18 protein-coding genes are annotated in these 24,455 nt (G+C 34.5%); 13 read left to right on the forward strand and 5 right to left on the reverse strand.

Annotated features, from left to right (window positions below; genetic code table 11):
• The first annotated feature begins 141 nt into the window (after positions 1-141).
• Entirely contained in the window at positions 142-1,710 is a 1,569-nt protein-coding gene (locus FC091_RS07105) for a right-handed parallel beta-helix repeat-containing protein (protein ID WP_138433583.1), read from the forward strand.
• 618 nt (positions 1,711-2,328) lie between these two features.
• Here FC091_RS07105 and glyA read toward each other — a convergent pair.
• Positions 2,329-3,603 carry a serine hydroxymethyltransferase gene (gene glyA / locus FC091_RS07110; RefSeq protein ID WP_138433584.1) on the reverse strand — a complete coding sequence of 425 codons (1,275 nt, stop codon included), beginning with the start codon at positions 3,601-3,603 and terminating at the stop codon, positions 2,329-2,331.
• Between the two features lie 112 nt (positions 3,604-3,715).
• Between glyA and fahA the strand changes: the two genes are divergently transcribed.
• The 3 genes from fahA to FC091_RS07125 all read left to right on the forward strand — a co-directional run bounded on the left by fahA (position 3,716) and on the right by FC091_RS07125 (position 9,916).
• Positions 3,716-5,008: a fumarylacetoacetase gene (fahA, locus tag FC091_RS07115; RefSeq protein ID WP_138433585.1), complete on the forward strand. Its 1,293-nt coding sequence runs from the start codon at positions 3,716-3,718 to the stop codon at positions 5,006-5,008.
• A gap of 104 nt (positions 5,009-5,112) precedes the next feature.
• Positions 5,113-6,294 carry a hypothetical protein gene (locus FC091_RS07120; RefSeq protein WP_246035814.1) on the forward strand — a complete coding sequence of 394 codons (1,182 nt, stop codon included), beginning with the start codon at positions 5,113-5,115 and terminating at the stop codon, positions 6,292-6,294.
• Between the two features lie 178 nt (positions 6,295-6,472).
• Positions 6,473-9,916 (forward strand): DUF7619 domain-containing protein, encoded by a 3,444-nt coding sequence (locus FC091_RS07125; RefSeq protein WP_138433586.1) that lies wholly within the window; start codon positions 6,473-6,475, stop codon positions 9,914-9,916.
• A 181-nt stretch (positions 9,917-10,097) separates the two neighbouring features.
• On the opposite strand, the gene FC091_RS07130 is transcribed toward FC091_RS07125, so the two are convergent.
• The 3 genes from FC091_RS07130 to ytxJ all read right to left on the reverse strand — a co-directional run bounded on the left by FC091_RS07130 (position 10,098) and on the right by ytxJ (position 12,491).
• Positions 10,098-10,943 carry a hypothetical protein gene (locus FC091_RS07130; RefSeq protein WP_138433587.1) on the reverse strand — a complete coding sequence of 282 codons (846 nt, stop codon included), beginning with the start codon at positions 10,941-10,943 and terminating at the stop codon, positions 10,098-10,100.
• A 16-nt stretch (positions 10,944-10,959) separates the two neighbouring features.
• Positions 10,960-11,991: a DUF4062 domain-containing protein gene (locus FC091_RS07135; protein WP_138433588.1), complete on the reverse strand. Its 1,032-nt coding sequence runs from the start codon at positions 11,989-11,991 to the stop codon at positions 10,960-10,962.
• 122 nt (positions 11,992-12,113) lie between these two features.
• Positions 12,114-12,491, reverse strand: coding sequence for a bacillithiol system redox-active protein YtxJ (gene ytxJ / locus FC091_RS07140; protein WP_138433589.1), 378 nt, complete (start codon positions 12,489-12,491; stop codon positions 12,114-12,116).
• Between the two features lie 611 nt (positions 12,492-13,102).
• On the opposite strand from ytxJ, the gene clpB reads away from it, so the two are divergent.
• On the forward strand, positions 13,103-15,709 hold the full coding sequence (gene clpB / locus FC091_RS07145) for an ATP-dependent chaperone ClpB (RefSeq protein WP_138433590.1): 2,607 nt from the start codon (positions 13,103-13,105) through the stop codon (positions 15,707-15,709).
• A 230-nt stretch (positions 15,710-15,939) separates the two neighbouring features.
• Here the strand turns inward: clpB and FC091_RS07150 are convergent, their stop codons facing one another.
• Positions 15,940-16,560, reverse strand: coding sequence for an OmpW/AlkL family protein (locus tag FC091_RS07150; RefSeq protein WP_138433591.1), 621 nt, complete (start codon positions 16,558-16,560; stop codon positions 15,940-15,942).
• 333 nt (positions 16,561-16,893) lie between these two features.
• Here FC091_RS07150 and deoC point away from each other — a divergent pair, with 333 nt between their 5' ends.
• The 8 genes from deoC to FC091_RS07190 all read left to right on the forward strand — a co-directional run bounded on the left by deoC (position 16,894) and on the right by FC091_RS07190 (position 24,355).
• A complete protein-coding gene (deoC, locus tag FC091_RS07155; protein ID WP_138433592.1) occupies positions 16,894-17,556 on the forward strand; it encodes a deoxyribose-phosphate aldolase in 663 nt (220 codons plus the stop codon).
• A gap of 28 nt (positions 17,557-17,584) precedes the next feature.
• Positions 17,585-18,283, forward strand: a complete 699-nt coding sequence (gene deoD, locus FC091_RS07160; protein ID WP_138433593.1) for a purine-nucleoside phosphorylase — start codon at positions 17,585-17,587, stop codon at positions 18,281-18,283.
• 81 nt (positions 18,284-18,364) lie between these two features.
• Positions 18,365-19,255, forward strand: coding sequence for a histidine phosphatase family protein (locus tag FC091_RS07165; protein ID WP_138433594.1), 891 nt, complete (start codon positions 18,365-18,367; stop codon positions 19,253-19,255).
• 143 nt (positions 19,256-19,398) lie between these two features.
• A complete protein-coding gene (locus tag FC091_RS07170) occupies positions 19,399-20,145 on the forward strand; it encodes an SDR family NAD(P)-dependent oxidoreductase (protein ID WP_138433595.1) in 747 nt (248 codons plus the stop codon).
• A 10-nt stretch (positions 20,146-20,155) separates the two neighbouring features.
• Complete coding sequence (locus FC091_RS07175; RefSeq protein ID WP_138433596.1) at positions 20,156-20,983, forward strand: SMP-30/gluconolactonase/LRE family protein; 828 nt, start codon at positions 20,156-20,158, stop codon at positions 20,981-20,983.
• Between the two features lie 2 nt (positions 20,984-20,985).
• Entirely contained in the window at positions 20,986-22,245 is a 1,260-nt protein-coding gene (locus FC091_RS07180) for a glycosyltransferase family 2 protein (RefSeq protein ID WP_138433597.1), read from the forward strand.
• 20 nt (positions 22,246-22,265) lie between these two features.
• A complete protein-coding gene (locus tag FC091_RS07185; protein ID WP_246035817.1) occupies positions 22,266-23,552 on the forward strand; it encodes an ATP-binding protein in 1,287 nt (428 codons plus the stop codon).
• Positions 23,553-23,581: 29 nt separating this feature from the next.
• A complete protein-coding gene (locus tag FC091_RS07190) occupies positions 23,582-24,355 on the forward strand; it encodes an SDR family oxidoreductase (protein WP_138433599.1) in 774 nt (257 codons plus the stop codon).
• The last annotated feature ends 100 nt before the right edge of the window (positions 24,356-24,455 follow it).

The raw sequence follows: 24,455 nt of genomic DNA on the forward strand, positions 1-24,455 counted from the left end.
GGAATCTATTTATTTTCAAACAGAAGATTCTTGTCTTACTTGGACAGACTCTGTGTGACTGTTGTACTATAATTTATACCACTGCATACTAAATCATAACTTCAAAAGTTATATTTTTAAGCCAAATTATATTTATCTCTTATGAAGCGATTGTTATCCTTCCTTATTTGTTTTATTGTTTTACTATTCTGGAGTTCTTGCCGTAAAGACTTCGAATTTTCACCAAGCACAGGCAACTTAGAATTTGAACGTGACACAGTTTACCTAGATACCGTATTTACAAATATTGGCTCTAGCACGTACAATCTAAAAGTATACAACAGAAGTGACGATGACATTGTAATACCGACCATTCAGTTAGAGAATGGAGTTAATTCATTTTATAGAATGAATGTAGATGGTACCACAGGTTTAGAAGGTGCTCAGCAAGGAAAATTCTTTGAAAATGTAGAACTTTTGGCTAATGATAGTTTATTCATTTTTATTGAAACAACCATTGACATTTCAGCGCTCTCAACTTTAGAAAATCAATTTTTATACACCGATAAAATACTGTTCGATTCTGGAAGCAATCAGCAAGATGTCGATCTCGTAACTTTGGTAAAAGATGCTGTGTTTATCTATGCCAACAGAGATGAAGACACTGGTATTATTGAAACGCTAACTTTTGATGTTGATGGTGATGGTACACCGGACGAAACCACATTACAAGGACGCTATTTAGAAAACGACGAACTTACCTTTACTAACGAAAAGCCTTATGTAATTTATGGTTATGCTGGTGTTGGCGCAGGACAAACCCTAACGATGGAACCTGGTGCTCGTGTGCATTTTCATGCCGATTCTGGCATTATTGTTACCGAAGGAGGAACACTGAGTATAAATGGAGATTTAAGTACAGACCAAGAGGTATTAGAGAATGAGGTTATCCTTGAAGGTGACAGATTAGAGCCACTCTATGAAGATATACCAGGACAATGGGGAACTATATGGTTATTTAATGGTAGCGAGAACAACACCATTAATTATGCAACTATAAAAAACGCAACCATTGGTGTATTGTCAGAATTTGGACAAAACGACACTAATGACAAATTAACCATTACTAATAGCCAAATATATAATTCCAGTGCTTTTGGATTATTAGGACGTGCAACTTCTATTACTGCTGAAAATCTAGTAATTAACAACTCAGGGCAATCCTCTTTTGCAGGCACCTTGGGCGGAAAATACAATTTTACACACTGTACCATTGCTAATTATTGGAGTAGTAGTTTTAGGCAGTTTCCTTCCCTACTCCTCAATGATTTTGTTGTGGATGAAAATAACACTGTTTTTACAAATACAACAGAAGCTGAATTTATAAATTGTATCATTTATGGAAACGACAACCCTGAAATTCTCCTAGAAAATGAAGGTGATGCCTTTGATTTTAAATTCACCAATTGTCTTATTCGCTTCAACAATGAAAATCTTGAAGGTACAGGAAATTATATCTTTAGCGATGCAACACGTTACGAAGGTATAATCCGAAACATAGATCCAGATTTCGAAGATCCTTTTGAAAACCTAATGCGTATTGGAGAAGATTCTGGTGCTAATGGTCTTGCCTTACCGCTAATGCCAGCAGGAATAGACTTATTAAACACCAATAGAGATACTACAAATCCTGATGCAGGTGCTTATGAGAGTGTGGTTTTTGAGGATTAATACCCCTTTAAGTATTACTATGCTATGATGAGAAAACAAATAATTAAAGATAAATTTTTAACCCCTATAATTCTTTCTTTATTAGGGTGCTCTGGATTTATTAGCACAAACAACAATTGGTTGTGGTATTTTGTAGCAGTTTTTTCTTTTTTTACTTTACTGTCATTGTTTGAATACTTTAAAAAAGAATATTATGTTTAGGATTATTCTATAGATAAGGAAGATATTACCTTCAAATACCAAATTAATTTTTCTGAACAAAAAGTTGATGAATTAAAAATTCTTCAATCAAATCATTAAAATTTAGATCAAAGTCTTTTTTAGATCCATTTTATTATCTCACTGTAAAATATATAGATAATGACAACCTATACGACAAAAGAACTTTTAAAGTTTTAGATAAAAACCAGTTCAATAAAATAATAGCTCATTTTAGTAATTTAGAAAATGTAAACGCTAAAATATAATGGTATTTTTCAACATAAAAAGCCCCTCAATTAATGAAAGGCTTTTTTTTGTCATTCTGAACTTGCCTGTACTGAATTTATTTCAGTATTTCAGAATCTAATGAAGTAAGTGGGATGCTGAAACTAGTTCAGCATGACAAAACTTTTCTAACTAAGCGTCAAACAAAGGTCTGCCACCCATAAGTTCATTTACCTTTTCAGCAACACCTTCTAATACAGTTTCATTTTCGTAATTATTGATAACCTCATCAATTAAATCCACTACATAAGCCATATCAGTTTCTTTTAAACCTCTTGTAGTAATGGCTGGTGTGCCTACTCTAATACCAGAAGTCACAAAAGGAGATTCTGTATCAAAAGGCACCATATTTTTGTTAACCGTAATGTCTGCTTTTACCAGAGCATTTTCAGCATCTTTACCAGTAATGTTTTTATTTCTAAGATCTATAAGCATCATATGGTTATCAGTGCCACCAGAAATTAAGTTATAGTCTTTAGCTACAAAAGCTTGTGCCATAGCATCAGCATTCTTTTTAACTTGTAGCATGTAATGTAAAAACTCATCGGTTAGTGCTTCACCAAAAGCAATCGCTTTAGCTGCAATAATATGCTCTAAAGGTCCACCTTGGTTTCCAGGGAATACACCAGAGTCCAACAAACCAGACATTTTACGAAGCTTACCATTCTTTAAAGTAATACCAAATGGATTATCAATATTTTCGCCCATCATAATCATACCACCTCTAGGGCCACGTAACGTTTTGTGAGTCGTGGTGGTTACCACGTGGCAGTGTGGCATTGGGTCGTTTAGAATACCTTTGGCAATTAAACCCGAAGGATGCGAAATATCTGCTAATAAAACAGCACCAACGTTATCGGCCACTTCCCTAAACTTGGCAAAATCCATATCACGAGAATATGCCGAAGCACCTGCTATAATTAATTTTGGACGCTCTTTCTCTGCAACATCAGATAGCATGTCATAGTCAATATAGCCTGTATCTTTCTTTACACCATAAAAAGTAGGTCTATATAATTTACCTGAAAAATTAACCGGAGAACCATGTGTTAAATGACCTCCATGAGACAAATCAAATCCTAAAATAGTGTCGCCTGGTTGTAAACAAGCATGATATACAGCTGTATTGGCTTGGCTACCAGAGTGTGGTTGCACATTAGCGTACGCTGCACCAAACAAGGTCTTTGCTCTATCTATGGCAATTAGCTCTACTTCATCAACAACTTCGCAACCACCATAGTAACGTTTTCCAGGGTAGCCCTCTGCATATTTATTTGTTAATACAGAACCAGCAGCTTCCATAACTTGGTCGCTTACAAAATTTTCCGATGCTATAAGTTCTATACCCTCTGTTTGGCGTTCTTTTTCGGCTTGTATCAGCTCAAAAATCTGTTCATCACGTTGCATAACTATTGTCTTTGTTAAATGAATACAAAAATAAGGAATACATTAGTTTTAATATTAAAAATTATGTAGGTTTGAATAGAAAATAATGAACATTTAATCAACAAAAGATATTATGCCAATTTCAGCCAACGACCCAAACAGAACATCGTGGTTATACGTTAACAAATACTCTGATTTTCCTATACAGAATATCCCATTTGGTGTATTTCTAACAAGAGAAGATATTATTACTATAGGAACACGAATTGGAGACACAGCTATCGATTTAGGTGCGTTACATCAGTTGGGTTATTTTGACGGTATTCCTCTTACCGATGATATTTTCCTACAAGATTCTTTAAACGATTTTATCGCTGACGGTCGCAAAACATGGCGTGCTGTGCGTAATCGTGTTGCTGAAATTTTTGATTCTAACAACGACGAATTAAAGAACAACACAAAGCACAAGGAGATTATTTGTTTCAGATTGGATGAAATTGAAATGCAAATGCCTGTACATGTTGGTGATTATACAGATTTTTATTCTAGTAAAGAGCATGCCACCAATGTAGGTGCTATGTTTAGAGATCCAGATAATGCACTTTTACCAAACTGGCTACATATTCCGGTTGGCTATCATGGTCGTAGTTCTTCAATTGTAACAACACATATTCCAATTCACAGACCACAAGGACAAACCTTACCAGAAGGCGCAGACAAACCTGTATTTGGCCCAAGCAAGTTGGTAGATTTTGAATTGGAAATGGCGTTTATCACTACTGATGCAAATGATCTTGGAGAACCAATTCCTGTTGAGGAAGCTGAAGAATACATCTTCGGATTGGTTGTGTTTAACGACTGGTCGGCTAGAGATATTCAAAAATGGGAATACGTACCATTAGGACCTTTCTTAGGAAAGAATTTTGCATCTTCCATGTCTCCATGGATTGTAACCCTAGATGCCTTAGAGCCATTTAGAGTAGCAAGCCCTAAACAAAATCCTAAGCCTTTAGAATATTTACAAACAAAAGGAAAGCACAGCTTTGATATTCATTTAGAAGCTGGAATTATCCCAAAGGGAGGTAAAGAAACAACAGTTTGTAAAACCAACTTTAAATACATGTACTGGAATATGGCGCAACAATTAGCGCATCATACGGTTAATGGTTGCCCTGTAAACTCTGGAGATATGATGGGTAGTGGTACAATTTCTGGCCCAACACCAGATTCCTATGGCTCAATGTTAGAGTTGACATGGAAAGGTACTAAGCCTGTGAAGCTAAAAGATGGTACTGAACGTAAGTTCATTAACGATTACGATACTGTAGTAATGCGTGGCTATTGCGAAAATGATGATGTACGCATTGGCTTCGGACAGGTAAAAACACAATTATTGCCTGTTTTTAATCCAAAGAAGAAAAAGTAATAATTAACTACATACAACTCAACATAAAGCGCTAATAATTAGCGCTTTATTTTTTTGGCACAATGATTGGTTTATACTACGTATAACCCATAAAATACAAGATTATGAAGCGATTATTACTTATCACAGTACTTGTTTCGGCACTCGTATCTTGTAGTGCCAAAAAACAAATTGAAGAAGCCATCAGTCATGGCAATTACGACCATGCAATTTCTGAAGCACTAAGAAAATTAGAGAACAACAAAGACAAAAAGCGTAAGCAAGATTATGTGATCATGCTAAAGGATGCTTATGATAAAGTCTTGGCAGAAGATTTGGCACAAATTGCTCATCTAAAAAAAGATGGCAATCCTGAATTATATAAAACCATCTATGAAAGCTATGCTGATTTAGAAGCTAGGCAAAATGCCATTAAACGCATTATGCCGCTTAAAATTGGTGGAAAAACCATCGACTTTACCTTTAACGATTACAGTAACGCATTGGTTGAGTACAGATACAAAACCTCAGACTATTTAATGGATAAAAGTCTGGATTTGCTAGATACTGAAGACAAGTTCAATGCACGTGAAGCGTATAACTTGTTTGATTATGTAAATAACATTAATCCAAATTTTGAAGACGTTACAACATATATGTTAGAGGCACACAGAAAAGGCATGGACTATGTGCACGTATCTATTTTAAACCAAACACATCAAATTATACCTGAGCGTTTGGAGGCTGAGCTTTTAGATTTTAACACCTATGGTCTTAATCAATTCTGGACAACATACCACGCTGTCGCAGACAACACAATAGACTATGATTTTGCGATGGAACTGCAATTAAAGCGCATTAACATCTCACCAGAACGAATTAATGAGAGACAGCTATTAAGAGAACGTCAAATTGTTGATGGTTGGGAATACCTTTTGGATGACAACGGTAATGTAGCCAAAGACAGCATAGGCAACGATATTAAAGTGGATAAGATTGTAAATGTCAGAGCAAGATTCTTTGAAGTATTACAAACCAAATCCTCTCAAGTCATAGCAGATGTGGTTTATAAAGACTTAAAACAAAACCAGGTTATTGATGCCTTTACCATAGACAGCGGATTTACCTTCGAAAATGTCTTTGGCCGCTTTAGAGGTGACCGAAGAGCCCTAAACAGAGACGATATAAATCTCTTAAGACAAAGACAAGTACGTTTTCCAAGTGATGAACAAATGGTCTATGACTCTGGCGAAGACTTAAAACTGAAACTAAAAGATATAATCAGTTCTTATAGATTGAATGGTTAATTAAAAAAACTCCTACACCTAGTAGGAGTTTTCTGATTTAACCTGTTATACTTATGTTATGTTTAATCACGTGTAATCATTTAAACATAAAATAACTATCCTGTTAAAAAACTAAAAAACAGACGCAACCTTTTTACAAATTATACATCTATAATTAAACTTCAACTAGCTATCAATCATGAAAAAAATTATATTCTTAATCTTATTAGCCTTTCAATCATTCCTATCCTTTTCCCAAGATCCAATAGTTTATTTTACGAATGGAGGAAATGGCTATTCAACAATAGAAGGAAATTCGTATACATTTTCAGTTAATTTATATAGTGCATCAGCTACGGATGTTATTGTAGATGTATCCACAATAGATGTCTCGGCAGATGCCACCGATTATACTCCAATCAATACAACTGTAACTATACCAGCTGGTCAACTCAGTAGTAATACATTAACAATAAACACAGCCAATGACAATACCATTGAAGGAAATGAAAATTTTAGAATTGAAGGAACTATAACCTCTGGCAATACCTCTAATAATGAAGTTGCAAACACAATAACAATTTGGGATAATGATGAAACACCAACAGTTTATATTAGCAATTCCGTTAATATAGTAGAAAGTTATAGCAAAACAGTTTATGTTAGTCTAAGTAATTATTTTAATACAGATGTCACAATAGAATTTTCTACAACAGCAGGCACTGCAGATGCTTCAGATTTTGTTCCTACGACAAGTACCATAACCATTCCTGCAGGACAAAGACAAACAACTTTCCCTATTGTTACACAAGATGATACAGTTGTAGAAGCTGATGAAACCTATAACATAACTGCAACAGTTACATCTGGTAACGCAACTAACAATACTGTCAACATAACTGTAACCATTATAGATAATGATGTAATACCAACATTTAGTATAAATGACCGCGATGTTTACGAAAACTATAATAACGCTCAGGTTTACGCGCGCATAGATCGTGTTTTTAACGCAGATGTAGTTGTACAACTAACAACCACAAATGGTACTGCAGATAATTCAGACTACACGACAACAACACAAACCAGAACGATAGCACCTGGCTATACTTCGGTTGGTTTCCCTATAAATATTATTGATGATGAAAACGACGAACCTGTAGAGTTTTTTAATGTTACTGCAACTGTAACATCAGGAAACACAACAAATAATAACGACACAAGTATTGTTAACATCATTGATAATGATGGTTTACCTGATTTTTACCTAGAACCAATACAAGGTCCATACGGATGGCTTAATTCAGATAGTATTGCAGCCGAAGAAGGTTTTGAACTTAAATTTAGGCCAAGACTAAGGCATCCAAGTCCTGTTGATACAGAAATTACCATAACTACTACAAACGGAACGGCAGACAACTCAGACTATACAACATCTACACTAACAACTACAATTCCTGCAGGACAAACATTAAATTTTTACGAAGAATTAAGCTATCCAACAATTTTAGACCAACTAGACGAAGATGACGAAACCTTATTCATCAACGCTGTGGTTACATCTGGTAATACCTATAATGCAAACCACGCAGCAGAAGCATTTATTTTAGATAATTATGCCATTAATGCACAACCAGACGAAGTTATTTCTATTGCAGAAGTTGGTACAACGTATCAATTACTAGATAATGATACATTTGAAGGATTACCAGTAGTTGCCTCAGACGTCTCAATTTCTTTAATTGGCAATAACACTGTAGGAGCAACAATAGACCCATCTGGCGTCTTAACTATTCCTAATAATGTTGAATTAGGTTATTATTCGCTATCCTATGAAATTTGCGAAGCTGCAAATCCTGCGAGTTGTGATACGGCAACGATAACGATTCTTGTAGAAAGTCCATTAGATGTTGCAGCAACTATTACGCAAGTAGATTTTAACGGAGATGGCTACACAAGTGCTGGAGATACAATTTTATTTGAATATACAGTTACCAACAATGGGAATGCACCAATTACAGATATAGATGCTATGGAGTATTATAGTACATTAGACATTGTTGGAGGACCTTTAGCAAGTTTAGGTGCAGGACAAACCGATTCTACTACATTTACTGCCACTCATGTTTTAACACAAGAAGATATCAACTATGGCTATTATGGTGGTGATCAAGAGGGTATAACATTTTTTGGAACCTACTATGGATATGAAGTCACCGAATGGGTTTTTCAGGATTTTTATTTAGAAAATTCTGATGGTATAAAGCTAAATGCCTTCGTTGATACCAACGGAAACGGAACACAAGAAAACGATGAATTAAATTTCCCATTAGGGCAGTTTAATTACGAAATCAATGATGATGGTATTATACACAATCTATTGGTCTCACCACATTACCTATATGAATCTAACCCAACAACAAGTTATGATTTAAATTATATCGTAGATGCTGATTACGCAGCCTACAACACAACTACTGCAAGTTATAATAACGTTACTGTTCCTGAAGGTTCTGGCATAACAACCTATAATTTCCCAATAATAGTAACACCTTACGATGACTTATCAATAGAAGTTGTTTCTGCATTTAATGCTGCTGTACCTGGTTTTAATTATTACAACTATTTAATTTTTAAGAATAATTCTAACCAAACCATTACCAATGGTACTATTGAATTTTTTATGGATAATGCCCTAAACCTATTAAATGTGTCTGAATTACAACAAAATTGGTGGCAATATAATCCGGCTACTCCAGTAATTACAGCAACCGGATTTACATATAATTTTAATGATTTATTACCTTACCAGACAAGAAGGCTTAGAGTAAAAATGTCTGTCCCAACGTTACCTACGGTAAGTCTTGGACAATTGGTGACTAATTCTGCCACAATAGAAATACTACCCGGAGAGATTTCTGCTTTAAATAACAGCTCTAGCATTACACAAACCATTGTTGGCTCTTACGACCCTAACGATATTACAGAAAAACACGGAGAAGAAATAGTACATTCTACGTTTACCACTGACGACTATCTTACCTATACCATACGTTTTGAAAACACAGGAACCGCCAATGCTATTAACATTAGAGTTGAAGATGTATTAGATGACCAACTAGACGAAACAACACTAAAAATGGTAGATGCTAGCCACGAATACACCTTAGAGCGTGTCGGAAAGAATTTAGAATGGAATTTCTATGCCATACAATTACCACCATCTGAGGAAGATGGAGATTCCCAGGTCGGACATGGCTATATAACCTTTAAGGTAAAACCATTTCCTGGTTATCAGATTGGTGATGTTATCCCAAATACAGCAGAGATTTACTTTGATTTTAACCCTGCAATTATTACGAATACATGGACAACAACTTTTGTAGAAAACCTAGGCTTAGATGATGAAGCGTTTAATAGTCTTTCGGTTTATCCTAATCCAGCAAAAGACAAACTTCACATCTCTAATAATTCAATCATTACAGCAATTGAGATTACCTCTGTTTTAGGAAAGCAAGTCTTATCCAAAACAACTAACAAAACTTCTTTAGAAGTTGATATAAGCACTTTTACAAGTGGAGTTTATTTCGTGAAAATTAAAAACGAAAATGCCGAAAAAACAATAAAACTCATAAAGGAATAATTAAAAAAACCTCTCAAATTTTGAGAGGTTTTTTTATATGACGCTTATCGGTAAAGTGTATGATTTCGTTGCGTGTTTAAGCACTAAAGTTAGTAAATAATTACGGATAGAAAATTCCGGCGGAATTTTCGTAACTAGGCTATTACTAGCAATGAATTATACACAGTGTTGTGCATAGTATTTATTCAAAATCTGTTGAATTTATTTCTACTTGATATTCATATAATTCAGTAGTGTTGTTCAAAGGGATTTCAATATCATAATTCAAATTTGGGTTTGGCTCTCGGATGCTAAAGTTAATTCCATTTGCAATATTTTTATCAACCCAAATTCTTCTGACAGAATTTTGTGTTGCAGATGGTATTCTGTCAGTTATTCCACCTGGGAATTGTTGGTAAACTGTAATTTCTTGATTTATAATATCCGTTGTAATTACCCTTAAGTCGACAGGATAAAGTTGTAAAGCCTCAAAATTTAATTCCAATTCTCCGCCAATGGTTTCTTCTTGAATAATTTCGTCAGAATTATGTATATGTACTTCATTGTCCAATTCGATTTGGATTAAGTAACTTCTACCGTTTCCTGTAGTTCTAAAAGGTAAGTTATATTCTCCATTGATATTCGTATATGTAGAATCAATAAATCCATTAAAAATATAACTTATACCAGAGAACGTTCCGACTTCTCGATACTCAGCAATTTTAAGTTTCTTGCTGATTATGGGTAAATCATTAGTGGAATCATAGATTTGTCCAAAAATTAAAGTTTCTGTATCAGCTGGAAGAGGTTCTTTTTCACAGCTCATAAATACGAGCGTGAAAAAGATTAAAATAAAACTCAATTTTTTCTTCATAGCAGTAGGTTTATATAATACACAAAGGTCTCGGCTGTGAGTAGCGGTGAGGTTTAGCGTTAAACTTTCAAGTACACACCAAACTGAAAATCCGCGAGACATGAGCTCGTAGTGCGAACTGTGCGAAAGCAAATTTTCAGAAGTAGGCGAGAACAAGCAATTACTTATAGCCATTGTTATACACAGTAATTTATTGTTTTCTTACAGCTCTTAATTGTAATAATTTTTCTTTACCTTTCTTTGTCAGCGCAACCATTTTTACAATTTTAGATTTTTCATCTGTTGCAAATTCTTCATCATAAAACTTAATTAAGTCCAATAAGGTTAGTTGAATTTTAACTGTTTCATAAAAATCGTTAGCAATTGTAATTGAAATATTCGCTGGTAATTGAATATTTGCATTATCATTTAGATAGACCTCTTTTGTTATTGAATTCAAAGCAGATTTAAATGAAGTCATTCGGATTGGACTTATAAGCTTTGGAAGTAAATGATAATTAATAACATTCCAACTTAAATTGTAGGTTTTTCTCTCCGTTTTTGGGTCATTCCAAGAACCAGATTTAATATCTGCAATTACTTTAATTTTATCTTCTCCGTCAGCTAAATTCTCAATGTTTATTTTATTAAGTTCTACGAATCTTGAAGACTCCTCTAATTTTTGTTCAAGTGTTTCTATTTTTTTGTAAAGCTGAACAACTTCTTTTTCAGAGGTTCCAGACATAGAATCAGCTCTAACCCAACCAGTTCTTGGATAATTCTTTTTTGCTTGACTAATACTTCTACTAACTACTGCTCCTAATTCTTGAGGTGATGACCAAAACTTACATAGTTTTCTTTTTACTAAATCTTTAAATGCCTCTAGCTTTTCACGAGCATCTTTCTCTTTCTCGGTTTTTGAAGATTGTAGTGAGTCAACATCATTGTGTAGAAAAGCAATTGTCGGTATGTTTTTAGAAACAGCATACTCATATTCTTTTTGAGTATAACTAACTCCATTATCATCAACAGAACCATATTTTCCAGCTATTATTACAATATAATAGTCTGATTCATCAATTAATTTTTTTATGAAATCCCATTGAGTTTCATCAGCAGCTGGAAAATATTCCATTCCAGAAGGAATACAATCCAATTCCAAAAGCGCTTGAATTACTTCAATTCTTTCAGTAATTAAATCTTTGTATGTTGAGCTAACAAATACTTGATATCTTTTATCCAATAGTGTTCTTTTTTATTGTGTACAACGATCAGGATATGAATCTATTTCAATGATTTATATCCACCGATAAGCGAAGTTCGTTTTTTTCAACCAACAAGTCAATACGTAACATTACGTATTTTTTAAATAAACTTTGCTAAATCCATGTCGTTAATCCCACCATGGCTCGCATGTGCTACCACAACTCCATTTTTTATGACCAGCAATTGAGGCGACTCGTGTAGCACTTGAAATTTATAACCAACCTCATTAGAAACCTCCCGGTAACTCAACAAATCGAGATAATACAAATCGGCATTGAGGTCTAAATCGTAAGCAGCAACAAACTGGTTCATCACCATTCGGCTAATACCACAACGTGTAGAGTGCTTAAAGATAAGCTGTGTTTTGCCTTTAGACCGTTCTTCTATCTCATGAAGCTGCTCAACACTATTTAGAGCAATCCACGGTAATATTTTTTCTTCTTTAGGCTCTGATGAGCCAAATAATTTTTTAAACATGTTTAAAATTTAATTTTAACGTCAGTTCGAGTGAAATGCGCCAGCATTTTGTATCGAGAACAAAATTACAAAACTACTACAACACCAAACCGTCACTGCGAGGCACGAAGCAGTCTCAAAAAGTATCGAAAATCTTATAACCACCAGCATCGTCAGTTCGAGTGAAATGCCCAAGCATTTTGTATCGAGAACCTTATAATAACTATTCTCGTCAGTTCGAGTGAAATGCCCTAGCATTTTGTATCGAGAATCTTATAACAACTATTCTCGTCAGTTCGAGTGAAATGCACCAGCATTTTGTATCGAGAACCTCACAACCTCAAACTTCAGGTTCACCCGTAGCTCCTCCGGCTCTCCTTCGGGTAAGACCACTACGATAACCATGGGCTAACCACAACAAAACACAGACAAAAAGTCATTCCAATCCTAATAAAACCAGTCATTTTGTCGTTTTTATCTTATCAAATTCAATTGGTAAGATAATTGAATAAAGATAATCAAACACAACATAAATTAAAGCAACAATGTTATTCTGAGTTGTCAGACTGAGCCTGTCGAAGTCAAAACGAAATAGTTCAAGAGACCATTCCGAATAATAAAACAAAAATAATATGAACTTTAATAATTATACAATAAAATCGCAAGAAGCCATACAGCAAGCACAACAGCTTGCACAAGGCTTTGGTCATCAACAAATCGAAAATGAGCACATCTTTAAGGCGCTCTTTGAGGTTGATGAGAATGTATTACCATTCATCCTCAAAAAGTTGAATGTTAATGTGTCTTTATTACAACAAATACTAGACAAAGAACTACAAAGCTTTGCTAAAGTCTCTGGTGCAGAGCTAATGATTTCTAGAGAAGCCAGTAAAGCACTAAACGAAGCGTCTATCATCGCCAAAAAAATGAATGACGACTACGTATCTATTGAGCATTTAATCTTGGCTATTTTTAAGTCTAAAAGCAAAATTGCACAGATTTTAAAAGATCAAGGTGTCACTGAAAAGGGACTTAATGCAGCCATAGAAGAATTGCGTAAAGGCGATAGAGTGACGTCTCAAAGTCAAGAAGAAACTTATAATTCCTTAAACAAATACGCTAAAAACCTTAACCAACTAGCACAAGATGGCAAGTTAGACCCAGTTATTGGTCGGGATGAAGAGATTCGTAGAATACTTCAAATATTATCACGTCGTACCAAAAACAACCCAATCTTAGTTGGTGAACCTGGTACTGGTAAAACAGCTATTGCAGAAGGTTTAGCGCACAGAATCATAGATGGTGACGTTCCAGAGAACCTAAAAGACAAACAAATCTTTGCGTTGGATATGGGAGCGTTAATTGCTGGTGCAAAATACAAAGGTGAGTTTGAAGAACGATTAAAAGCGGTTATCAAGGAAGTAACCACGAGTGAAGGTGATATCGTACTCTTCATTGACGAAATCCACACCCTTGTTGGTGCTGGTGGTGGTCAAGGTGCTATGGATGCAGCAAACATCCTTAAACCTGCTTTAGCACGTGGTGAACTGAGAGCTATTGGTGCAACCACTTTAGATGAATACCAAAAGTATTTTGAGCAAGACAAAGCATTAGAACGCCGTTTCCAAAAGGTAACGGTTAATGAGCCAGATACAGAGAGTGCCATTTCCATCCTACGTGGTATTAAAGAAAAGTACGAAGCACACCACAAAGTGCGTATTAAAGATGAAGCGATTATTGGTGCTGTAGAATTATCAAACCGATACATTACCAATCGTTTTTTACCAGACAAGGCTATTGACCTTATGGACGAAGCGGCTTCTAAATTACGTATGGAAATCAACTCTAAACCAGAGGAATTAGATGTTCTAGATCGTAAGATTATGCAGCTTGAAATTGAACACGAGGCTCTTAAACGTGAAAAGGACGAAACCAAATTAAAGTCTTTAAAAGCTGAATTGGCTAACCTTAAAGAAGAGCGTAACGAACTTAATGCCAAATGGAAGTCTGAAAAAGAAACGGTTGAAAACGTTCAGAATATAAAACAAGAAATAGAAAATTATAAGCTCGAAGCCGAACGTGCAGAGCGTGAAGGTGATTATGGCAAGGTTGCTGAAATCCGTTATGGAAAGATAAAAGAAGCCACTGAAAAGCTTGAAGCATATCAAAAACAATTAGCAGAACAACAAGAAACGGCCTTAATTAAAGAGGAAGTTAATTACGAAGATGTCGCTGATGTTGTGGCAAAATGGACAGGAATTCCTGTAACCAAAATGATACAAAGCGAGCGCGAGAAGCTACTTAAACTTGAAGACGAACTGCACAAACGCGTGGTTGGCCAAGAAGAAGCTATTGAAGCTGTTAGTGATGCGGTTCGCAGATCTAGAGCTGGTTTACAGAATCCACAAAAACCAATAGGAACCTTCTTGTTCCTAGGTACAACTGGTGTGGGTAAAACAGAGTTAGCTAAGGCCTTGGCAGAATACTTATTTGATGATGAAAATGCTATGACACGCATTGATATGAGTGAATATCAAGAACGACATGCGGTGAGTAGATTAGTCGGTGCACCTCCAGGATATGTTGGTTATGATGAAGGTGGACAATTGACAGAAGCTGTAAGACGTAAACCGTATTCTGTAGTATTGTTAGATGAGATTGAAAAAGCGCATCCAGATACCTTCAACATTTTATTACAAGTACTGGATGAAGGGCGTTTAACGGACAATAAAGGTCGTATTGCTGATTTTAAAAACACTATAATCATCATGACTTCAAATATGGGAAGCCATATTATACAAGAGCGTTTTGAAGCTACCAAGGATATTGAATCTGCAATGGAAGCAGCTAAAGTTGACGTGTTAGGCATATTAAAACAAAGCGTAAGACCGGAGTTTTTAAACCGTATCGATGACACTATAATGTTTACGCCATTAACTAAAGAAAACATTGTAGCCATTGTAGACCTTCAACTTAAAGGAGTAACAAAAATGATTGCGCAACAAGGCATTACATTTGATGCTACACCAGAAGCTAAAGCATATTTAGCAGATAAAGGGTATAATCCTGAATATGGTGCAAGACCTGTAAAACGCGTGATACAAAAAGAAGTCCTGAATCAGTTAAGCAAGGAAATTTTATCCGGAAGAGTTACTACAGACAGTATTATTCTTCTTGATGAGTTTGATGGACAATTGGTTTTTAGAAACCAAGGAGATTTAGTTGTAGAAGAGTTATAGACTGCTTGTTCTAAGATTATACAAGTGTAACATAATAGCCTCTAAAGAGTCTTTATATTGATTGGTTGGTTAAAGCAACACTGAAATAAATTCGAAAAGCTATCGAATTTTGGATGTGTTGCTTTCCTTTTTTTTAAGTATTTTAGGATTCAAAACAAACTAAGCGTATAGATTAAACAAAAAAGAGCCTCAATGAAGAGGCTCTTTTCGTATGAATATTTGTTTTCAACTCAAAACTTCATGCCAACACCAAGACCAATAATTAAGGGATCGATATTAACTTCTGAAGTATCGGGATCACCATTTACAGTAACATCTGTTTTAAGAAATAATTTCTTTACGTCAAAATTTAAAAACCACTTGTCATTTAAATTGTAATCTAAACCAGCTTGTAGAGAAAAACCAAATGAATTTTCATACTCTATATCATCTAATTCACCTTCGTCAATACCATAGAATATAGTATAGTTTACACCTGCACCAACATAAGGTTTAAAATCATTAGCATAAAAGTGGTATTGTAAATTTAAAGTTGGAGGCAATAACCAAACATGACCTAAATCTAAAGATCCACCACCATCGATATCTAAATCTACATCGTGCTTTGCAGTACCAAGTATTAACTCTGCTGCCCAATTTTTAGAGAAAAAATAAGTAAAATCTAGTTCTGGTACAAACGCTGTGCTTAAATCTACATCAGCACCATCAATATCATCACCAGGAGAAGGTATTACAGAAATTAATCTTAAACGTGCTTGCCACTTATTATAATCGTCAGCAGCCTCAGTATCTTGTGCATTTAGGTTAAATGTTAATCCTATTAGTAAAGCAAATAATAATAAATTTTTCATGTTAAAATATTTAAGTTTCCCACAAAAATAAATGCTTAAAAAAGCTTAATTGCTGATAATTATCATGTAAAACTAAGTTTCACTTTTGTAAAAATATGTGAGGATAAATTCAAATTGTTCAGTTAGAAGTATTTGCAATAGAAAAAGATATTTTTCGATGAAATACATAATTAATTTTAATTAACGCTGTACATTTTAACGGATTTATTATTAATTTTGTCGAGCTATTTAATTCCAACATAACTTAAGAAACAATAAAACTTGTTGCAGTTTTCCCTCTAAATCAAAGGGATTACTATAGTTAATTATTTTATAAACCCTACTTATTTAAACATGGAATTGAACAGATATATAGATCACACCTTATTAAGCCCTTCAGCAACCGAATCAGATATACTTAAACTTTGCGAAGATGCAATGAAATATAATTTTTACTCTGTATGTGTAAATAGTTGTTATGTACCTATTGCAAAGCAAGCTCTAGGACGATCTGAAGTAAAAGTTTGTACGGTTGTTGGTTTTCCACTTGGTGCTATGTCTATAGAAGCTAAGATTTTTGAAGCTAAAAAGGCAATAGAACAAGGTGCCACCGAAATTGATATGGTGATGAATATTGGTCGTCTAAAAAGTAAAAACTATGTCGCAGTCCTCAAAGATATTAGCGATGTAAAACGTGCTATCGGATTAATACCTCTCAAAGTTATCTTAGAAATTAGTGAACTCTCTAAAAATGAAATTGTAAAGGCTTGCGAAATCTGCGTAGATGCCAAAGCGGATTTTGTAAAAACATCAACTGGCTTTTCTAAGAGTGGAGCTACACTTACGGCAGTAAAAATTATGAAGAAGACCGTAAAAGACCAATTGAAAATTAAAGCCTCAGGAGGTATTAGAGACGCTGAAACTGCCCTAAAATATATAGAAGTAGGTGTCCACAGAATTGGTGCGTCGTCTGGTGTTGCTATGATGAATAATCAAACATCTAATTCCACTTACTAGTTTAAAACGCTTTGCTTAACTTTGTGGCATGAGTGTACACATTGGTGCCAAGAGAGGCGATATTGCAGAAACTATTTTATTACCAGGTGATCCATTAAGAGCAAAATGGATTGCGGAAACTTTTTTTGAAGATCCTGTTTGCTTTAATGAAGTAAGAGGCATGTATGGATATACAGGCACTTACAAGGGTAAGCGTGTATCTACAATGGGTTCTGGCATGGGTATCCCAAGTATTTCCATCTATGCTAATGAACTTATAAAAGACTTCGGTGTAAAGAACTTAATAAGAGTTGGTAGTGCAGGTTCTTATCAAAAGAATGTAAAAATTAGAGATGTCGTTTTAGCAATGGCTGCATCCTCTACATCTGGTGTTAACGAGCTACGTTTTGGTGGTGCAGATTATGCACCTACAGCAGATTTTGGTTTGTTCCTAAAGGCTGTAAAGGCTGCCGAAGCTAAAAACATACCTATACATGCTGGTAATGTTCTGTCTTCTGACGAATTTTACGAAGACAACATAGAATCCTACAAAAAGTGGTCTAAATTTGGGGTGCTCTGTGTAGAAATGGAAGCTGCTGGACTTTACACTGTTGCTGCTAAGCACAACGTAAACGCACTTGCAATTTTAACGATTTCAGACTCTTTGGTGACTGGCGAAAAAACTACAAGTAAAGAGCGTGAAACAACATTTAAGAACATGATTGAGATAGCTTTAGAGTTAGCTTAAACGGCATTTAACATACTTTTTCGAAGAAAATCAGATTTTCTAGTCTATTTTTGAGAGGTTTAATCAATCATCTTTCAAAAAATGAAATCTCTATTCTTTACACTATCGTTTTTACTATTTATCAGTTTATCTGCACAAGAAAACACTGATGTAGAGCAAATCGAAACCACCCTTAACAATTACATTGATGGCTTTTATCAAGGAGATACCCTTAAACTAAAAGCAGCATTAAAACCAAGACTCTACAAGTTTGGCTATTGGAAAAATAAAGATACAGGTGAGTACGAGTTCTACGAGCAATTGACATATGAGAATGCTCTTAAAATGGCTCAAAACATCAAAGAAAAAGGTAGAACAACTACCGAAACTAAAATGCGAAGTGTTAAAGTGTTAGAGATAAGCAATCACATCGCTTCGGCAAAAGTTACAGGATTTTGGGGTTTGGACTATATACTTTTATCAAAAGATGAGGGAAAATGGATGATAGAACAAGTGATTTGGGAAGGGCCTTTTGAAGAAAAATTTAAAGAAGAACAAAAAACAACAACCTACTACCTTATTAGACATGCAGAGAAAGACCAATCTGACAAAACAAATAAAGATCCACATTTGACAGAAGAAGGTAAACAGCGCGCCGAAAACTGGACTACAACCTTTGGTGATGTTAAATTCGATATGGTCTTCTCCACCAAATATAACAGAACCAAGGAAACTGCAGAGCCTACAGCCAAAGCAAATAATATAGATATTACCTTTTATGATCCTAGAAATTTAAAACTTGAGGATTTCATTAAAGAAACTAAAGGAAAAACGGTTTTAGTTGTTGGCCATAGCAATACTACACCTATGCTAACCAATGCTCTACTCAACGAAAAAAAATATAATCAGATTGACGAAAGCAACAATGCCAATCTTTATATTATAACCATAACGGATAACACAAAGACTTCCACACTTCTAAAAATTGAATAAAAACTCAACTCTATTTAACCAATATTTTTGCATTTAACCTATTTACCGTAAATAGTATCAATACACAGATAAAAAAATTTATTTCTAAAAATAAATAACTAGTTTTGAGAACATTAATTAGAAAAGATTGATTTAAACCATTTATGAAAACTGTAATGTTATTAGGTGGCACCAAAGGTGTTGGAAAAGAAATACTTAAGGCCAGCTTAAAAAAAGGGTATAATGTAGCCTTTTGTGGAAGAAATACTGAAGAAGGTAACGACATCATTAAATCCTCTAATAACCAAGACAACTTATACTTTCATAAACTTGATCTTACATCTATTAATGGTATTGAAGATTATTACAAAGCGACCATAAAACGTTTCAAAAAAATAGATGCGCTAATTATATATGCTGGCATTACACCTGTTGCGTCTTTGATTGACACAGACGAAGATACCTATGACAAGGTATTTAATGTTAATCTTAAAGCACCTTATTTTTTACTAAAACATGTTTTAAGGTCTATGATAGAACAAAAAGGTGGTTCTGTTGTATTCTTTGGTTCTGCTCATATGGATTATGGTCAAGAAGATCGCACTGCATATGCATTAACCAAAGGAACATTATACACACTTTCTACCCATATTGCACACCATTATGCCAAATATGGAATTAGATCAAACTATTTAGTAATGGGCTGGACCAGTACCGAAGGAGAACTTCAACTTCGCCAGCAAGAAGGTATAAGTGAAGCGCAGTTAAAAAGTAATGCAAGCGAAATAATTCCTATGGGACGCATGCTTACTCCAAATGATCCTGTGCCAGCAGTTATGTATTTTATCTCTGATGATTCTGCAATGACTACAGGTTCAATTATGAGAGTAACAGGAGGAGAATTTATTTAAGAAACATGTAATGACAAAACACTTAATTTACTTCTCCCAATCCGCTGAACTATTTGAAGGTCCAATTTTCGACTCAAAACATCAGCTACTATATTTTGTTTCAATCCTAGATGCCTTGGTGTATTGCTACAACCCAAATACTAAGGAGATTTTGAGTTTAAAGCTAGATTCGCCTACGAGTAACGTTTATGTTATATCTAAAAAAGTTGTTTTGGTCGCTTCAAAAAATGGATTTTACGAAATAGATTTTAATACCCTAAAATCTACTTTCAAATTTCAGATAGATATTCCCAATAATGTACGCTACAATGACGGTATAGAAGATGCAGTAGGAAGATATATAATTGGTACAATGGGCTATCCAAAGGTCATTAACGGAATAGGAAATGTGTTTTCTTACTATAACGGTGAATCTAAAGTGATTATAGAAAATACTACTATTTCAAACGGACTAGCTTTCACAGAAGACAATAAAACACTCTATTTTATTGACACACCAACAAAGAAGGTTGCTAAGTACAACTATAACCTCGATACAGGAAAAGTTGAGTTTGTTGATTACGTCATTGAGTTTAACGAAGATGGAAGTCCTGACGGAATGTGCATAGACAAAAAGGGTATGCTATGGATTGCAGAATGGGGAGGAGCTTGTATTTCGCAGTGGAACCCTTCAACCGGAAAAAAAATTAATGAAATAACCCTTCCATACACAAACGTTACGTCTTGTTGTTTTGATGATAAATCAAATTTATACATCACAACAGCAAAGAATGACGAAGATAAAAACTATGAAAATGGTAGTGGATTATTTTATGTAGAAATAAATCAAAATATATAAGTATGAGCTCTATAAAAATTAGTGTTATTGTTCCTATTTATCGTATAGAAAAATACTTAGCACAATGTATTGAAAGTTTGTTAGAGCAGTCATTTAAAGACTTTGAATTAATATTGGTAGATGATGGTAGTCCTGACAACTGTCCTCAAATTTGTGATGATTATGCAAAGGATGACAGCAGAATTAAAGTAATTCATAAACCAAACGGAGGATTATTATCAGCAAGAAAAGCTGGTTTAGAAGCTGCCTCAGGCACACATATTGCGTACGTAGATGGCGATGATTGGGTAGATCATTTTTATCTAGATACGTTGTATAAACTTGCTATTGCTAACGATGCTGATTTAGTTGTAACTGGTCATTTTAGAGAGTTTGATGGTAAAATAGAAACCATAAAACCAAAAAATCCTGGTTTTTATGATGAAACTAAAATTACATCTGAAATTTTACCAAAAGCCATATACAATGGTGAATTCTGTGAGCATGGTATGTCTACTTATGTTTGGAATAAGCTCTTCAAAAAAGAACTTTTAGAAAAGATACTCTACGATGTTCCTAATGATGTTGTAATGGGTGAAGATGCTGCTATCACATACTCGTACTTAGCTTTTACTAAACGATTGGTCATTAGCAAAATTCCACTTTATTATTACAGACAACGTCACGACTCTATTGTAAAATCCGTTGAAAATCCAAGGACAGAATACTACAGACTAGGACTTTTAATGAATTTCCTTAAAACTAAATTAAACAATGTTTTAGATGAAGAAAATTTAAACACACAAATAACATATTACCTCTATTCACAAATATTAGTGAGATCAGGTGGACTTATATACAACGAAGAGCACGATACTTGGTTCAATCCATTTTTAAATACCGAAAAAGATTCAAAAATTGTAGTATATAGTTCTGGCTCTTTTGGTCAGCACATACTTTCTACCAATCTAAAAACGGATTATTTTAAGATTATAAAATGGATAGATGTAGATTATCACGATTTAAAAATTGGGGAAAACACTGTTCATCCCATCAGTAGTATTAACAATGATGAATTTGATTATTTGATAATAGCGACTATTAACCCTTCAACCCATAAATCTCTAAAAGAAGAATTAGAATTGATGGGTATAGACAAGTCTAAAATTATTAAAATCAATACAGACGAAACAAAAATCAAAAGCCTTCTGAAAGATTTGGGCTATGATAAAAATTTTATATTCCCTAAAAAAACTAAAAATTCCCTCACCCCTAAAATTTAAAACCCTTAAAATTAACAATGATGAAAAAAATAATAATACTTGGCGGTAATCCAGAAACCGGAGTTTTAGTAGAATTTGCCAATAATATGGGATTACACACTATTGTAATTGATCCAAATCCAGAGGCACCTGCTAAAAAATTCGCTGCTGAGACATATGACATCGATGGTTTTGACATCGATGGTATTGTAAAAGTTGCTAAAGAAAAAAACGTAGATGCAGTACTTGTCGGTGTTGCAGATATTTTAGTTAAGCCCTATAAAGAAATTTGCGAAAGACTAGGACTACCTTGCTATGCTACAGATGGTACAATTGAAGCTTTCTGCAGTAAGGATGGCTATAAACGTTATTGTGAAGCGCACGACGTACAAGATATACCGGGTATTTATCTTAAAAAAGACGAACCCATAAGAAAGCCTAAAAAAGTTGACCTTCCATTAATGGTAAAACCAGTTGATAGTGGCGGAGGTGTTGGTATGAAAATATGCAGAGATGAGGAAGACTATAACCAAACCGTAAAAAATGTTCTTAAATTCTCTAAAAAAGGCATCGTCCTGGTAGAAAAGTATATGGACTCTAGTTGTCACGATATGGCCGCATATTACACGTTTAAAAATGGAGTTCCGTATTTATCTGCCATATACGACAGAACCTTAACCAGACTACAAGGCAACTCTAGTCCTATAGGCTTAGCAACGTTATATCCATCAAAATTCACTAAAGAGTTTGTCGAAACCGTTCATCCAAAATTATCTGAATTATTTAAAGCCACAGGAGTGCAAAATGGTGTTTTAAATATTCAATTCTTTGTTGAAAATGGTGAGTTTTACAGCTATGATCCTGGATTTAGATTACAAGGAGAAGCACCTCATATTCATTTAGCACATATCAACGGTTTTGACCATAGAAATATGCTTTTAAATTTTGCTTTAACAGGTGTTTTTGGTGATGAAAATTTTGCTGAACAAAACGATTATATGCTGCGTGGCAAAAAAGCGTGTTCAGTTTGGGTACTTTTAAAAGCTGGTAAAATTACGTCTATAAAAGGCTTAAAGGAACTTAAGAATCATAAAAATGTAATTTTTGTTGTAGAACGATTTAAGGAAGGTGATGAAGTATTACCTGCTATGATTGGTACAGAAAGACAAGTATTATACAGAATTTATACAGTTTCTGACTCGGTTGCAGAAACCAATCAAACCATTTTAGACATTCAAAAGATATTAGATATCCGAGATGAAAACGGAGAAAATATGGTATTGGAGTGGACAGATTTATGGAATACCGATGATTACAGTCATCACTAACTATAACAACCCTAACAATCAACTAAAAAATGAGTATTAATGTTTTAAAAAAATTTAGTTTAGAAAACAAAAATGCCATTGTTGTTGGAGGCGCAGGCGACCTCGGAAAAGCAATGGTAGAGGCTTTAGCAGAAGCTGGATCTAAAGTAGTTATCATAGACATTGACGACAGAATGTATGATTTTTGCAGAGATTTCAAAAAAAACAATCTCAATGTAGAGGCTGTAAAAGCTGATGTCAGTAAAATTGAAGACATTAAAAGTTCTTATAAAAAGGCTTTAGAAATTCTTGAAGGCAAACTAGATATTTTAGTGAATTCTGCAGGAATACAACGACGCTATCCTAGCGAACAATTTCCGGATGAAGAATGGAGGAAAGTTATTGCAATTAATCTAGATGCAACATTCTATTACTGTAAATATGCTGCTAATACTATGCTTGAAGGCAATGGTGGAAAAATTATCAATGTTGCATCATTAATGAGCTTCTTAGGCGGAATTACAATTCCGGCATATGCAGCGTCAAAAGGTGGTGTTGGTCAATTAACAAAGGCACTATCAAATGATTTAGCGGCTAAAGGTATTTGTGTCAATGCTATTGCACCTGGTTACATGGACACACAATTAAATGCTGCTATCATCAACGACAAAAAACGAACAGAAGAGATTTTTATGCGTGTACCAATGAAGCGTTGGGGAACTGGTGAAGATTTAAAAGGTCTTACAGTCTTTTTAGCATCATCTGCTAGCGATTACGTTACTGGCACTATTATCCCTGTTGATGGTGGCTATTTAGGCCGATAATCGTTTACTTTATCATAAAGAAGGAAGCTGTCTTAAAAATGTCACAAGCTGTCATTCTGAATTGTCCCACTGAGCGCAGTCGAAGTGTATTTCAGAATCT

Origin of the sequence: Winogradskyella algicola (assembly GCF_005869935.1) — a bacterium.
Classification (GTDB): Bacteria; Bacteroidota; Bacteroidia; order Flavobacteriales; family Flavobacteriaceae; genus Winogradskyella; species Winogradskyella algicola.

Coding starts and splice junctions, on each gene's coding strand:
- FC091_RS07120 (WP_246035814.1), top strand. CDS start 5,113: ATGAAGCGATTATTACTTATCACAGTACTTGTTTCGGCACTCGTATCT.
- FC091_RS07105 (WP_138433583.1), top strand. CDS start 142: ATGAAGCGATTGTTATCCTTCCTTATTTGTTTTATTGTTTTACTATTC.
- fahA (WP_138433585.1), top strand. CDS start 3,716: ATGCCAATTTCAGCCAACGACCCAAACAGAACATCGTGGTTATACGTT.
- deoD (WP_138433593.1), top strand. CDS start 17,585: ATGAGTGTACACATTGGTGCCAAGAGAGGCGATATTGCAGAAACTATT.
- glyA (WP_138433584.1), bottom strand. CDS start 3,603: ATGCAACGTGATGAACAGATTTTTGAGCTGATACAAGCCGAAAAAGAA.
- FC091_RS07130 (WP_138433587.1), bottom strand. CDS start 10,943: ATGGCTATAAGTAATTGCTTGTTCTCGCCTACTTCTGAAAATTTGCTT.
- FC091_RS07175 (WP_138433596.1), top strand. CDS start 20,156: ATGACAAAACACTTAATTTACTTCTCCCAATCCGCTGAACTATTTGAA.
- clpB (WP_138433590.1), top strand. CDS start 13,103: ATGAACTTTAATAATTATACAATAAAATCGCAAGAAGCCATACAGCAA.
- FC091_RS07170 (WP_138433595.1), top strand. CDS start 19,399: ATGAAAACTGTAATGTTATTAGGTGGCACCAAAGGTGTTGGAAAAGAA.
- deoC (WP_138433592.1), top strand. CDS start 16,894: ATGGAATTGAACAGATATATAGATCACACCTTATTAAGCCCTTCAGCA.
- FC091_RS07190 (WP_138433599.1), top strand. CDS start 23,582: ATGAGTATTAATGTTTTAAAAAAATTTAGTTTAGAAAACAAAAATGCC.
- FC091_RS07165 (WP_138433594.1), top strand. CDS start 18,365: ATGAAATCTCTATTCTTTACACTATCGTTTTTACTATTTATCAGTTTA.
- FC091_RS07125 (WP_138433586.1), top strand. CDS start 6,473: ATGAAAAAAATTATATTCTTAATCTTATTAGCCTTTCAATCATTCCTA.
- ytxJ (WP_138433589.1), bottom strand. CDS start 12,491: ATGTTTAAAAAATTATTTGGCTCATCAGAGCCTAAAGAAGAAAAAATA.
- FC091_RS07185 (WP_246035817.1), top strand. CDS start 22,266: ATGAAAAAAATAATAATACTTGGCGGTAATCCAGAAACCGGAGTTTTA.
- FC091_RS07180 (WP_138433597.1), top strand. CDS start 20,986: ATGAGCTCTATAAAAATTAGTGTTATTGTTCCTATTTATCGTATAGAA.
- FC091_RS07150 (WP_138433591.1), bottom strand. CDS start 16,560: ATGAAAAATTTATTATTATTTGCTTTACTAATAGGATTAACATTTAAC.